General features: G+C 63.1%; 12 protein-coding genes and 5 pseudogenes. 4 read left to right on the top strand and 13 right to left on the bottom strand.

Going from position 1 to position 12,956, the window contains the following annotated elements:
• The 6 genes and pseudogenes from HJC00_RS30230 to HJC00_RS30205 all read right to left on the bottom strand — a co-directional run.
• Window positions 1-211, bottom strand: a 211-nt coding sequence (locus tag HJC00_RS30230; RefSeq protein WP_221124229.1) for a cytochrome c maturation protein CcmE, incomplete at its 3' end; no start/stop codon positions are given.
• Window positions 208-1,369 (bottom strand): annotated as a pseudogene (ccmI, locus tag HJC00_RS30225) (c-type cytochrome biogenesis protein CcmI). The gene HJC00_RS30230 and the pseudogene ccmI, both read right to left, overlap by 4 nt.
• A 67-nt stretch (window positions 1,370-1,436) precedes the next feature.
• The gene (locus HJC00_RS30220) at window positions 1,437-1,862 is read right to left on the bottom strand and encodes a hypothetical protein (RefSeq protein WP_210628574.1); all 426 of its coding nucleotides are present in this window, start codon (window positions 1,860-1,862) and stop codon (window positions 1,437-1,439) included.
• Between the two features lie 118 nt (window positions 1,863-1,980).
• Window positions 1,981-3,384: a HAMP domain-containing sensor histidine kinase gene (locus HJC00_RS30215; RefSeq protein WP_064706664.1), complete on the bottom strand. Its 1,404-nt coding sequence runs from the start codon at window positions 3,382-3,384 to the stop codon at window positions 1,981-1,983.
• A complete protein-coding gene (locus tag HJC00_RS30210; RefSeq protein ID WP_085777499.1) occupies window positions 3,374-4,045 on the bottom strand; it encodes a response regulator transcription factor in 672 nt (223 codons plus the stop codon). The genes HJC00_RS30215 and HJC00_RS30210 overlap by 11 nt, the downstream gene beginning before the upstream one ends.
• A gap of 53 nt (window positions 4,046-4,098) precedes the next feature.
• A complete protein-coding gene (locus HJC00_RS30205) occupies window positions 4,099-4,347 on the bottom strand; it encodes a hypothetical protein (RefSeq protein WP_210628575.1) in 249 nt (82 codons plus the stop codon).
• A gap of 462 nt (window positions 4,348-4,809) precedes the next feature.
• Between HJC00_RS30205 and HJC00_RS30200 the strand changes: the two are divergent.
• Window positions 4,810-6,030 (top strand): annotated as a pseudogene (locus HJC00_RS30200) (MFS transporter).
• Between the two features lie 262 nt (window positions 6,031-6,292).
• On the opposite strand, the gene HJC00_RS30195 reads toward HJC00_RS30200, so the two are convergent.
• Together HJC00_RS30195 and HJC00_RS30190 are read right to left on the bottom strand one after the other, a co-directional pair.
• Window positions 6,293-6,598, bottom strand: a complete 306-nt coding sequence (locus HJC00_RS30195) for a Dabb family protein (protein ID WP_210628576.1) — start codon at window positions 6,596-6,598, stop codon at window positions 6,293-6,295.
• A 13-nt stretch (window positions 6,599-6,611) separates the two neighbouring features.
• Window positions 6,612-7,306, bottom strand: a pseudogene (locus tag HJC00_RS30190) (hypothetical protein).
• 156 nt (window positions 7,307-7,462) lie between these two features.
• Between HJC00_RS30190 and HJC00_RS30185 the strand changes: the two are divergent.
• Window positions 7,463-7,624, top strand: coding sequence for a hypothetical protein (locus HJC00_RS30185; protein WP_210631716.1), 162 nt, complete (start codon window positions 7,463-7,465; stop codon window positions 7,622-7,624).
• A gap of 9 nt (window positions 7,625-7,633) precedes the next feature.
• On the opposite strand, the gene HJC00_RS30180 is transcribed toward HJC00_RS30185, so the two are convergent.
• Together HJC00_RS30180 and HJC00_RS30175 are read right to left on the bottom strand one after the other, a co-directional pair.
• On the bottom strand, window positions 7,634-8,194 hold the full coding sequence (locus HJC00_RS30180) for a TetR/AcrR family transcriptional regulator (RefSeq protein ID WP_210628578.1): 561 nt from the start codon (window positions 8,192-8,194) through the stop codon (window positions 7,634-7,636).
• A gap of 20 nt (window positions 8,195-8,214) precedes the next feature.
• Window positions 8,215-8,472: pseudogene (locus HJC00_RS30175) on the bottom strand (DUF1348 family protein); the annotation flags it as partial.
• An 87-nt stretch (window positions 8,473-8,559) separates the two neighbouring features.
• Here HJC00_RS30175 and HJC00_RS30170 point away from each other — a divergent pair.
• Window positions 8,560-8,715 (top strand): annotated as a pseudogene (locus tag HJC00_RS30170) (LysR family transcriptional regulator); the annotation flags it as partial.
• Window positions 8,716-8,717: 2 nt separating this feature from the next.
• Here HJC00_RS30170 and HJC00_RS30165 read toward each other — a convergent pair.
• The 3 genes from HJC00_RS30165 to HJC00_RS30155 form a co-directional block, all read right to left on the bottom strand.
• Window positions 8,718-9,086: a DUF983 domain-containing protein gene (locus tag HJC00_RS30165; protein ID WP_221124232.1), complete on the bottom strand. Its 369-nt coding sequence runs from the start codon at window positions 9,084-9,086 to the stop codon at window positions 8,718-8,720.
• Window positions 9,087-9,306: 220 nt separating this feature from the next.
• Window positions 9,307-10,710, bottom strand: a complete 1,404-nt coding sequence (locus tag HJC00_RS30160; RefSeq protein WP_210628580.1) for a PLP-dependent aminotransferase family protein — start codon at window positions 10,708-10,710, stop codon at window positions 9,307-9,309.
• Window positions 10,711-10,818: 108 nt separating this feature from the next.
• Entirely contained in the window at window positions 10,819-11,784 is a 966-nt protein-coding gene (locus HJC00_RS30155; protein WP_210628581.1) for an SDR family NAD(P)-dependent oxidoreductase, read from the bottom strand.
• A gap of 114 nt (window positions 11,785-11,898) precedes the next feature.
• On the opposite strand from HJC00_RS30155, the gene HJC00_RS30150 reads away from it, so the two are divergent.
• The gene (locus HJC00_RS30150) at window positions 11,899-12,843 is read left to right on the top strand and encodes an AraC family transcriptional regulator (RefSeq protein ID WP_221124234.1); all 945 of its coding nucleotides are present in this window, start codon (window positions 11,899-11,901) and stop codon (window positions 12,841-12,843) included.
• Window positions 12,844-12,956 lie beyond the last annotated feature (113 nt).

The following is a 12,956-nucleotide window of genomic DNA, read 5'->3' as shown; positions in this document are numbered from 1 at the left end:
TCGAACCGGCGCCGCGCACGACGCTGCCCGCTCCGACCAGGCCGCCCAGCCGGATGCGGGTCTCCGGCGCCACCGGCGTCTTGGCCAGATCGGCCGGCATGTAGAAATAGGCCACCGACTGGCTGAAAGCGAACATCACCAAAAGCACCGCCGCAAGGATGAAACTCATCCCGCCAGCGATCACCGCAAGGCGCTTCTGCTTGCGCGTCATCGCGTTATCCCCTCCGTGGCAATGCCAAGTTCCCTGGCAAGCGCCAGCAATTGCCGGCCCTGCTCACCGGACGGCGGAAAGGCGGCCAGCCCACGCCTCAGGGCGTCGGCTGCGCGATCCTTATCGTTCAATACGGCGTAAGAGCGGACGAGCCGCATCCATCCCTCGAAATTGTTGGGATCCTCGCTGAGCTTGGCATCGAGGCTTTCGACCATGCCGCGGATCATCTGCTGACGATCGCCGGCCTTCATGTTTTCAGCCGCCGCTACGTCTTCCGATGTCGGTCCGCCGGGCGCCGCCGGCGGGGCGACCTCGCCGCCGTTCTTGGCGATATGTTCATTGACCAGCGGCAGCCAGGGCGCATCGGCCGGCGATTGCTGCGCCAGTGCCTCGAAGGCCTGGCGCGCCTCGTTGGCCCTTCCGGCCTGCTCCATGCTGAGCGCGATGTAGAAGCGGGCACGCGGATTGTCGGGCTCCAGCGTCAGCGACTGTTCCAGCACCTGACGCGCCTCGTCCGTCACGACGCCGTCGGAGACCGCCATCAGCGTTTCGGCAAGGCCGTCGAGCCGGATCGGGCTTGGGCCGAGAAGCCGGATCGCATTGCGGTAGGCCACCTCAGCATCGGCCATCCGCATCGTGCGGAAATAGATCGGCGCCAATACGTCCCAGCCCCTGCCGTCGTCGGGATTCTGAGCCAGATGCCGCTCCGCTTTGGCGATCAGCACCGCCACGTCGTCGCCGGGGTTTTCCAACCGCGCCTCCAGCGGCTGCGACGGCAGATCCGGCCTGCCCGTCGTCAAATAAAGACAGAGCCCGAGCACCGGCAGAATCAAGAGAACGAAGACTTCAGTGAGACGATGATGCCGTGCGGGTTTCTCCATCGTCTCCGGCTCGCCGGCAGAGGCGGCGATCAGCCGCCGGCCGATTTCGGCCCTGGCGTAATCAGCCTCCTCAGGCGTGATCAGCCCGCCGGCAAGGTCGCGATCAAGTTCGCGCAACTGGTCGCGGTAGACTGCCGCCTCGCCGGCACGGCTGTTCTGCGCCGCCTTCGCACCACGCAGAAGGGGGTAGAGCAGGATGACAGCGACGGCTGCCGTCAGAACGGCAACGAGAATCCAGAACAGCATATCGGCCCAAATACGTGAAGCTCACGCCTATTCCAACTGCCAAAGCCGGAATGACGAAGATTTGAGGCTATTCGCCGCAATTCACGCTGAAAACCACCTCAGCCGAGCGGCGACCAGCTGCCGTCCTCATTGCGGCAGGCTGCACCCCGAGCCACGGTTTCCTTGCCGTCGACGGTCAGCGTATGGGTATATTGCCGGCAATTCTGCGAGCCGACCTGATAGGGTGCGGCCGCCACGACCTTGCCTGTGACGTCCTTGCCGCTCCAGACCACCGGCTGGCCGACCGCCGCCCCTTCCAGCGCCCGATACTCCGCCTCGAGCGCCCGCTGCTTGTCGCTATCGCTCAAGCTCACGCCGCTGCGGCCGACGATGCCGCCTTGGAGCGCGGTGATGAAGGCGGCCGACGCCGAGGGTTTGCTCGAAAAAATGCCGCGCGAAGCGGCACCCTTCGTCGTCGTGCAGCCGGTGAGCGGGACGGCGAGAAGAAGGATGGAAACCATCATGCCTTGCGCGCGTAGAATCATTGCGTCGAACCACGATCAGAGGTCAAATTCAGCCGATCGAAGTGCAGCGTCCCCGTGTCAGCATTATGGCAAAGCATGCTATACATTTGCCAGTATCCTTGTGACATCAAGCAGTTGGTCATGCAACATCCTTTGTGACGCCGGGCAGGATAAGCTTCGCCTTCAGCCCGCCCCATTCGCCGCGGGACAGTTCGAGCCTTCCCTGGTATTCGTTGGAAATCTCGGTGACGATCGAAAGGCCCAAGCCGGTTCCGGGCTTGCTTTCATCGAGCCTGCGGCCACGCTTCAGCGCCTCGCGGATCTGGTCGGGCTCAAGGCCGGGCCCGTCATCCTCGACGGCAAGCTCCACCCAGCGCCGGCGGGCGCTCGCCTCCGCCCCTTTCACGTCCTCGCCGGCTTCGACGGCCGAAAGCCGCACCCTGCTCTTGGCGAAACGCGCGGCGTTTTCCAGGAGATTGCCCACGGTTTCCTCGAGATCCTGCTGTTCCATGGCGACGGCAAGATGCGGCGGCGAGACGACGAGATCGAATTCGGTGTCGACATTCAGGCGGCGCATGACGCGCACCAGCCGTTCCAGCGCCGGCTCGGCGTCGGTGCGGGCGAGCACGGATTCGCGCTGCGCGGCGATGCGGGCGCGGTTGAGATAGGATTGCACCTGCCCCTGCATCGATTCCGCCTGACTGCGCACCAGCTCGCCATGGGATTTCTCCAGCACCCGCGCCTCGTTGAGGAGAACCGCGATCGGCGTTTTCAGTGAGTGCGCCAGGTTGCCGACCTGCATGCGCGCCCGCTCGACGATGCGGCGGTTGCTGTCGATCAGCGCGTTGACCTCGTTGGCGAGCGGTAGGATCTCGCGCGGGAAGTCACCCTTCAGCTGCTCGCTCTCGCCGGCTCGAATGCGCTCCAATGCTGCGCGCGCCTTGTCGAGCGGTTTCAGGCCGTAAAGGATCGCCAGCGCATTGACGATCAGGCTACCGACGCCGAAACCGGCGAGCGCCAGATAGAGGCTGTGCGAAAAGGTGCGGACATCATCCTCGACGACGTCGACATTGCCGGTGACGCGGAAGCGCGCCGCGCGCCCGTCGGTGTCGAGCACCACTTCGGTCTCGGCCACCTGCACGCGGTTCCCGGAGGCGTCCGTCACCTGGTAGTAGCGCTCGTAATTCTTGTCGAAAGGCGCCTCGACGACGGAGGGTACCGGAATGAGCGCCGAGCCGAGCGAGGGCGAGACCAGCGGCGCAGTGGTATAAGTGCCGAGCGGCTCGACCACCCAGTACCAGCCGGTCTTAGGCTGGGCAAAGCGCAGATCGCCGAGCTGCGGGCTGCCGCTCAACGCGCCCTGATCGCCGATCGTCACCGAATTGATGACGTTATAGAGCTGCGCCCGAAGCAGATCCTGGAAACCGCGTTCGGCGCTCTTGCGATAGAGCGTGGAGATCAGCAGGCCGATCACCACAAGCGCCACCGTCGACCAGACCGTGGTCAGCAGCAACACGCGTGCGGTGAGCGACTTAATTCGCATGTTTCGGCGCTTGGATGCGGTAGCCGAGACCGCGCACCGTTTCGATCAGGTCGACGCCCATCTTCTTGCGCAGACGGCCGACAAAGACCTCGATCGTGTTGGAATCGCGGTCGAAATCCTGGTCGTACATGTGCTCGACCAGCTCCGTGCGCGAAACGACCTCGCCCATGTGATGCATGAGATAGGCGAGCAGGCGATATTCGTGCGAGGTCAGCTTCAGCGTCGTGCCGTTGACCGTCGCCTTTGAGGATTTGGTGTCGAGCCGCACCGGCCCGCAGACGATCTCGGAGGAGGCATGGCCGGCCGCGCGCCGGATCAACGCCCGAATGCGCGCCAGAACTTCCTCGACGTGAAAGGGCTTGGTGACATAGTCGTCGGCGCCGGCGTCGATGCCGGCGACCTTGTCGCTCCAGCGGTCGCGCGCCGTCAGGATCAGAACCGGCATGCCGCGGCCGGCGCCGCGCCATTTTTCCAGCACGGTGACGCCGTCCATCTCCGGCAGGCCGATATCGAGGATGATAGCGTCATAGGGTTCGGTGTCGCCGAGGAAATGGCCCTCTTCGCCGTCGAACGCTTGGTCGACGACATAACCCGCCTCCTTCAGCGTATCGGTCAGCTGCCGGTTCAGGTTGACGTCGTCTTCGATTACCAGGATGCGCATCGGTCCGCCTTCGTCCGCTTCAAATCGATCGTGTTTGAATAGACCGATTCCGCTTACATCGGAACCTTTACCGTTACCTTGCGTGGACGCTGGCCATTGCCCGACACGAGAACGGTAATGATACAGCTATCGCCCACCGGTTGCACGGACAGGAGCTGCCCGCCCGTCTGTTCGACGACCTGGGCTGCGGCGGCGCTGCAATCGCCAGCCACGCGCAGGACGAGGGCGCCTGCGCCATCCGGTGAGGGCGCCGATACCACCAGTCCGGCGGCCACTACTGCGACGCTCAGAGGAAAGGCCATGTCTTACGCTTTCAAGGTAATTCCAACTTGCTGCGAATATGTACTCAAGCGACCTGAATGGCAAATGAATGCGCTGTAATACAGGGCGTTTAGAACGGTTCTCGACTGCTTGGGGCAATCGATTTCTGCCCTTGGAATCCGCTGCTGCCGCAAATGCCGCTGGTCCTCCCTGCGCCTGAAAACGAGGCGTCCCACCCCTGGCAACCAGATGTTGGCCAGCGCCTCCGGCAAGCATGCAAAACCGGCCACTCCACCGCGGTCGTCGCTTCCGAATCGGCCAGGTCGTTCAACCACGATAGACCGGCCGGTGGCGGCACGCGGCAGGGGCACAGCGGGTCGTCCTCAAATTGTACCGATCCCTCATGTCATCCGTGCATCTTTTCATCGTTCAAAAAAAGAGACGCAGGCGGCAGGCATAGCGGAATTGCCGATCGCAGCTTTCGCCGGCTGGTTGAAACTGCTATCCCTTGCTGGCCCCCGCATTTCAGACCCTTTCAGCCCCGATGCCAAATTCCTTCCGCTTCCGGCTGGGGCACGACGTTCGACATGCTCGGCGTCATGGGCCGCGCCGTGGCGCCGGCTCTCGGCGTGGCGAACGAGGTGATCTTTGCCGGCCTGCCGCTCATGATGGTGGTCAGCGCCATCGCCGGCCCGACGACCGGCCGTTGGCTCGGCCGCTACGGCGCTGCCCGGGTGCTTTCGGCCGCCTCGCTGATCTTCGCGCTCGGCCTCTCTCTGCTGGCGGTGGCAAACGGCATCCTGCTCTACGCCGCCGCCTGGCTCGTCATCGGCATCGGCGGCGCATTGGGTCTCTCGGCACCGGCCTATACCGCCGTCGTCGAACGCGAAGGGCCAAACGGCAAACGCGTCATCGCCATCCTCATGCTGTTCACCGGGCTATCGAGCACCATCTTCTGGCCGATCCTCAGCCTGCTCAACGAGGCGGTCGGCTGGCGGCTCACCTTTGTTTTCTGCGCGGCGCTGCAATTCTTCGTCTGCCTCCCGCTGCATCTTTTCGCTCTGCCGAAGCCGATCGTGACGCATGCCGAGAGCAGCGCGGCGGAGATCCCGCCGGTGCCATTGTCGAAGACGGCTCAGCGCAAGGCCTTCCTGTTGATTGCCGCGGTGACAACGATCTCGACCTTCGTCACCTTCGGCATCGCCCCATCGCTGCTCGAAATCTTCCGCCAGTCCGGGGCTTCACCGGCCCTGGCGCTGCAGCTCGGCTCGGCGCGCGGCGCCCTCGGCATCTCGGCCCGTTTCCTCGACATGCTGCTCGGCCGCCGCGGCAACCCCATCCTCAGCGCCGTCATGGGCATCAGCCTGACGGTGATCAGCTTTCTGATCATGCTGACAGCCGGCCCATCGACGCCGGTCCTCGTCACTTTCATCCTGCTTTACGGCTTCGGCTCGGGCGTCATCGCCGTCGCCCGGGCCCTGCTACCGCTGGCGCTGTTCTCGCCGAGCGAATTCGGCCTGCATTCGGCCCGGCTGTCACTTCCGCAGAACCTCGCCAACGCCATCGCTCCCGTCGTCTTCACCGCCATTCTAGATCGCGCCGGCACCGGTCCGGCGCTGCTCGCCTGCGCCGTTCTCTCAGCTTTCGCGCTCACTCTCGTGCTGATGCTGATGACGCTGGTGCGGGGCGCCGGGGCACCGGAGCCGAGCCCGGTCGTTTCGTGAGGCTCGGGCCTGGAAGTCAGCGGTTCCGAACATCTCTCGATCAGCATCTTCGGACCGCTGCAGCTGTTCCGACGAGCCATGCCCGTCGCGATCGGCGAGTCTTTTGAGTCCCTTGCGGCGGGTTTCTCGAAAAGTGATTCCGGTGTCTCAGAAGGTCGGTCCGTGTCGCAACGACTTGAATCCGAAAAATCGCTCATCTCTCTGAAAACAAACGGCGATTTCCACGATCGCCCCAAGCGCGGCGACCGGAAGATGGCCGGCGTCAGAGCGGCCGCGTCACGGCCGTGCGGCTGTCGTAATCGGCAGCGATGCGTTTTTCCCGGAGCGGGCGCACGCGCTCGATCGAACGCTGGTAATCGGGGTGCGCCTTATAAGCAGCGAGAGCCGCCTCATCGTCGAATTCGCCATAGACCACGAGATCGATCTCGGTGCCGAGCTGATCGGTCTTCACATTGGTGCCGATTTCCAGCAGGCGCGGGTATGGAATGGCGGTCAGGATCGAAAGACCCGCCCTCACCTCCTCCAGATGTTCCTCCTGCACGGTGAAGAAGACGATATGGCGGATCACGCGGAAGCTCCTGTCAGATTCCAGAGGGGTTTGCCCGCGCGATAACATGCGCGCGGCGGGCCTTCAACCGCGCGGCCGGCCCTGCGCGGCATCCGGACGCAGTGCCGCATGGAAGGCCAGGGCGTAACCCGCAAGCTTCTCGGCCCGGTCGGTGCCGTTGACGATGCGGCGCGCATTGACCCAGTCCTCGGTCGTCGCATTCAGGTGATCGGCGAGTTTGTGGCCGGTAAAGCTGCCCTGCAGCATGCCTTCGATCAGGATCGTCACCGCCGCCTCCATCTCCATCGCCCGATCGGGATCGGCAACCAGATCGATGCCGGTCAGCACGCTCATCGCCTCATAATTTCGTTTGTGGGTGAGCTGCACCAGGCCGCGTCCGAGCCAGCAGCGGCCATCCTCATCCGGCCGCCAGTAGGGTGTCTCCACCCAGGAGAGCCGGCCTGCGGCAAAGGCTGCCTCTAATATCTCGACCGCGCGCATATCGCTTTCCGCCAGCGTCTCACGCACCGGCTGCATCGTATAGGCGGTCTCATGAAAGGCGGTAGCGAGGATATAGGCGAGCCACCGGCGGTCGGCCTCAACAGAGCGCTTTTCCCAGGCATCGAGAATCGCCGTCATCCCCACTACCTGAGGCTGAGTCAGCTCTCCTTTGAAGAGCTCTTGCTGCACCGCATCAAAAAAGAATACCCGGTCCATGTGGACAACCATTCCGCGCTCCCCGTGAACACCACGGTTAAAACCGTCTTAATCGATTAAAATAAACTTAATCGTTTGAAGTGCCTAAGCCCCTGATTTACACCCGTTTTGTCTTGTGCAATGCATTTTCTTGCCCTGAAGCCTTACCACCACAAGAGGAGACTTCCGATGCAGGCGCCGGCCAACACACAGACCACCATTCCCCAGCATGTCCTCGACCAGATGGAAAATGAGTGGCGCCAGATTCGCCTTGAGCGCGAGAATGCCCGCCCCGATCCGGGAGCCTCAACAACAGCGCTGAGAGATACAGGCAAAGCGGTGCAGATGTAAGGCCTGCCCTCATCGCGTCGCAGCCTCAAGCCGGCTCGCCAGCGTTTCCAGCGACCGGGCGAAGACCGTTCCATCTCTGAGCGCGCGCGACAGCACCAGCGCGCCTTGAATGCCGCAGACGCCTTCCTCAGCAAGCGTCTGCGCCTCTGTTTCAGCACAGCCAGCCCGCGTCAGCGCCGAACTCAACGCCTCGATCCAGCGGAAGAAATAATCGGCGATCGCAGACGAAAACCGATCGCGGGTGTCGTCGAGCGCGAAGGCACCGACGAGGCAGATGCGGCCGCCGGCGCGGAAGTAGTCATTGACATTGATCCACATCGCCGCAATCGCCTGGCGGGCGTCGTCATTCCTCAGCGGCCGATAGATCGCCTGCTCGAACCAGGCACCGACATCGGCGAGCACGGCGCCGGCCATCTCCTCCTTGCCGCCGGGGAAGAAGTGATAAAGGCTGCCCTTGCCAATTCCGGTGCGTTCGGTGATGCGGCTGAGCGTGGCGCCCTCATAGCCGAGCTCGCGGAAGGCTTCCGCGAGCAGCGGTACGATGTCGGCGCGTTCGTAGACGGTCTTCACCGGTCCAAGTTCATCCCATTCTAAAGGCCGAGCCCGGTCAGGCCGGGAGGGTCGTCCGGCCGCCGGCCAAGCGGCCAGTGATATTTGCGCTCCGTTTCCCGGATCGGCAGATCGTTGATGCAGGCAAAACGGCGCTGCATCAAGCCGGTGGCGTCGAATTCCCAATTCTCATTGCCGTAGGAGCGAAACCAGTTGCCGCTGTCCTCGTGCCATTCATAGGCAAAGCGCACGGCGATGCGATTATCGGCAAAGGCCCAGATTTCCTTGATCAGCTGGTGTGCCCTATGAAATGGTCGAGGTCGATTTGGCGGCAGGTGCGCCCACAAGACGCCGGATTTCCGCAAGCTCAATCTCTTTGGTCAGGTGCCGCGAAGGCAGGCCTGCTGGCGCCGCTGCTTGCCGATTTCGAACCGCAGCCGGCGCCGGTGCATCTTGTCTATCCCTCGCGGGGGCTGGTGCCGCTGAAACTGCGCGCCCTCATCAATTTCGCAACGCCGCGCCTGCGCGCAACGCTGAAATAGCATTAGGCAAGCCTGCCTTCTTCCGCCTTGTAGAAATACTGGCTGGCGACCAGCCAGCCTTTCAGCGGCCGGAGCGGCGGAATGCAGGTGGCGAGCATGAAGGGACCGGTGACGAGAAGCTGCACCCAGATCGGCGCCGCGAATGCCACCTCCAGCCAGACGCCGAGCAGCACGCTCGGGATGCAGGCGAAGCAGATGACGAAAAAGGCCGGGCCGTCGGCCGGATCGGCGAAAGAATAATCGAGACCGCAGGCTTCGCACTGCGGCTGCAGCGTCAGGAAGCCTTTGAACATATGGCCTTGGCCGCAGCGCGGGCAGCGTCCCCTGATGCCGGTCTGCATCGGAGGAAGCGGGGGATATTCGGTATCCATGATGACCTTGTCCTATCTCGCGGCTCAGTCAATGCCGCATAATGAGTGCATTCAATATAAATACATTATATGGAATAGACCAATCAATCTGCCAGATTGCCGCACAAGCAAGTCGACCGGTCAAGGACCGATCGCGGCTTGTCGTAAATCCATTCGAAGAGCGTCCCGCCTAGACCAATTCCGTTTTTCTTCTAGCAGGCTCAGCCGCGATATCGCCGGATCAGAAGAACGAACCCGCCATTTCCGGCGGGCCTTCCAGCGCATGGGCCATGAACTCCAATGCGCCCTGCAATTTTGCCCGGGCGATCGGGCCGCCGAGGCAGACGCGGACGGCCTCGGGTGCGGCGCCCTCGACCGCGAAGGCATCGCTTGCCACCACGCCGATGCCGGAGGAATGCATATGGCTGCCGAACGTGGAACGGGTCCAGCCGTGGGCCAAAGGCAGCCAGATATTGAAGCTGATCGGATCGGCGCGGTAGCTGCCGGCGGGCAGGATGGCGGCGACCATCTGTTGGCGGGCGCCCGCCTCGGCGCGGATGAAGCGGAGGATCGCATCGGCCGTGCCGTCCTCGATCCAGCGGGTGGCGAGCGCCATATTCAACGGCGAGGCCATGACATTGTTGGCGCGCATGGCGCCGACGAAGGGCCACACTGCCCTGGTGTCCGGAGCCACGACATAAGCAAGGCGCAGGCCGGCGCCGAGGCATTTCGCCAGGCCGCCGATATGCCAGGTCAGCTCGGGCGCCGTTGCCGCAAGCGGCGCAGGCCCTTCCTGCGGAATGAAGCCGTAGGCATCGTCCTCGACGATCGGCAGACGATATTTGCGGGCGACAGCTGCGATTTCCTCGCGGCGGCCAGCTGGAATCGTCAACGTCGTCGGGTTCTGCAGCGTCGGATTGAGGTAGAGCGCCTTCGGCTTCAACCGCTCGCAGGCCGAGGCCAAAGCATCGGGCCGGATCCCGTCTCCGTCCATCGGCAGTCCGGCAAGATTGAGCCGCAACTGGGCTGCGATCGAGCGCATGCCGGGATAGGTGACGATTTCCGAAATCACGGTCTCGCCGGGCTTTGCCAGGAGGCCGAAGATCGCCAGAAGGGCCGGATGGGCGCCCGGCGTGACGAAGATCCGCTCCTGCGAAGGCGTCAGACCGCGGCGGCCGAGCCAGGCGGCGGCGGCCTCCTTGTCCATGCCGGAACCGCCGAAGCCTTGATAACGCAGAAGCGGGATCAGGCTCGCCGCCACCGCCGACATGCCCTCGCGCATGCGGGCGATCAGTTCCGGATCGTCAGGTTCCGGCGGCAGGTTCATCGAGAAGTCGACGACGGCCGCTCGCCGAGGGTCGGGTGCGGCGCCGACGCCCCAGTCCTGGCGGTGTTTGATCGCCGCGCCGGTGACGAAAGTGCCTCGGCCGACATGGGAATCCACCAGGCCGCGCTTCTGCGCCTCGACGTAACCTCTCGCCACCGTAGTGAAATCGACGTTCAGCCGTTTGGCAAGTTCGCGCTGCGGCGGCAGCCGGTCACCGACCGCCAGATGCCCGCTGCGCAGATCCATTTCGATCAGATCGGCGATCGCCATGTAACGCGGGCTGCTGCTGCGGCTCAGGTCGGGATGCCAGTCTTTCATTCTTGATCCGATCAACATAATGGAAGCATTGACCGTATATTGTTGCATCTCCCCACTGTCACGAAAAAAGTCAGCCTCCGCGACGGAAGCCGACGCCGACTGGATGTCTCACCGCATTGATGGTGACGCGAAGGCGTCGATGCCGCTCAGCCTGGCCGACAGGGCCCACAGCCGCTCGGCCTGCTCGGGGTCAACGGCGTGATCGCTGACGCCGCCCGGCTTCCCATCAATCGCCCTGTTCGCCACATCGCAATCTTCGCAATAGAGGCCTCCCATACCCTCGAGCTGAGGTGAGGTCGCCGCCCATAGCTGGGTAGCGGCGCCTTGCGACGGCGTCTTGAATGTCGGGTCGATCGGATTGCCGTTCGAGTCGATCCACCCCGCACCCACCATTTCCTCTCGTGAAAGATACCGCTGCAGTGGCGTGAGGATCTTGCCCGGGTGCAGCGAAAACGCGCGGATACCAACGCCGCGCGCGAGCCTGTCCAGATGCAGGGCGAAAAGCGCATTGGCTGTCTTCGACTGCCCATAGGCTTGCCATTTGTCGTAGCCAGTCTCGAACTGCAGGTCGTCCCATCGGATGCCGGAGATCCGATGGCCGCCTGATGAAACCGAAACGATACGCGCATTCCGCGACAATGCCGGCCAAAGGCTGTTAACCAAAGCGAAATGGCCCAGATGATTCGTTGCGAATTGCGCCTCCCAGCCATCGCCGACGCGGGTCTCCGGGCAGGCCATGATGCCGGCGCTGTTGATCAGAATATCGATGCTGCGGCCGGCCGTGACGATGCGCTGGGCGAAGCGGCGGACGCTTTCCAGATTGGAGAGATCCAGCCGTTCGACCTGTACGCCATCGATGCCGGCAACGGCGTCTCGGGCCGCGTCAATGTTCCTTGCCCCGATGATTACCCTAGCGCCAGCGCCAGCCAGAGCGCGTGTGGTCTCCAGCCCGAGGCCGGAATGGCCGCCCGTGATGACGGCGCACTTGCGGGAAAGATCAAGGCCGGCCACGACCTCGACAGCGGTCGTGCGGGCTCCGAAGCCGGAGCCGATAGGGACTTGCTTATCATTCATGATAATTGCCTTCATTAACGTTTCTAGTAGGACAGTCGCGAGGATAGGGCGTGGCGATCAGACGATCCATGCGCTAGAGTCCGTCACCTCTTCGTTATCGTCCGGAATTTCCGCATGGACCCTTTATCCAATGTCCTCGCATTGCTCAAACCTCGAAGCTATGTCTCCGCGGGACTGAATGCCGGCGGCGCCTGGGCGCTCGATTTTCCACCTCCTGAAGGCATCAAGTTCAACGCGGTCATTTCCGGGGCGTGCTGGCTCAGCGTCGATGGCGTTGCCGAGTCCGTCCGGCTGGAGGAAGGCGACTGCTTTCTCCTGACAAGCCGCCGGGCTTTTCGTCTCGCCAGTGATCCATCTGTCGAAGCGATGCCATGCGAGGCGATCTATTCGATTGCCCGCGATGGAATTGCGACCTGCAACGGCGGGGGCGATTTCTTCCTGATTGGCAGCCGTTTTTCCTTTTCGGGAGGAAACTCCGACATCCTTCTCGGCATCCTCCCGACAATCGTTCATGTGAAAAGGGATTCCGATCACGCCGCCGTGCTGCGCTGGTCGCTCGATCGGATGACGCGCGAACTGCGCGACCGACAACCCGGCGGTTTTCTGATGGCAGAGCATTTCGCGCATGTGATGCTCATGCAGGTGTTGCGCCTCCATATCGCATCGCCGGATGCCCGCGGCGTCGGCTGGCTTTTCGCACTCACCGACAGGCGGATCGGAGCGGCGCTCGCGGCCATGCATGCCGATCCGGCACGCAAATGGACGTTGCAGTTGCTGGCCGAACGGGCGTCGATGTCTCGGTCCACCTTTGCCCTCCATTTCAAGGCAAAGGTCGGGCTGGCGCCGATGGATTATTTGACGCGCTGGCGCATGCTTGTCGCGGCAGACCGGCTGGCAAATCCGGCCGAAGCAATTGCGAGCGTCGGCCTGTCGCTCGGTTATGATTCGGAAAGCGCCTTCAGCACCGCTTTCAAACGGGTCATGGGGTGCTCACCTCGGCAATATGGTGCCGCTCAGCAGGTCGGCGATACCATGCGAAATGAGGTTGGCGCTCGATGAACCTGATCGTGTGCCATTAGCGGGCAATCGCGCATCGGCCGGCGGAGATTCCGTTTGACACGGTCTTGCACCCGTCGCCCACTCTCTTACCTATCCAAGAATGAATGTGCCGG

Source organism: Rhizobium sp. NLR22b (assembly GCF_019685295.1).
Taxonomy (GTDB): Bacteria; Pseudomonadota; Alphaproteobacteria; order Rhizobiales; family Rhizobiaceae; genus Rhizobium.
This window is presented reverse-complemented; position numbering and strand designations above follow the sequence as displayed.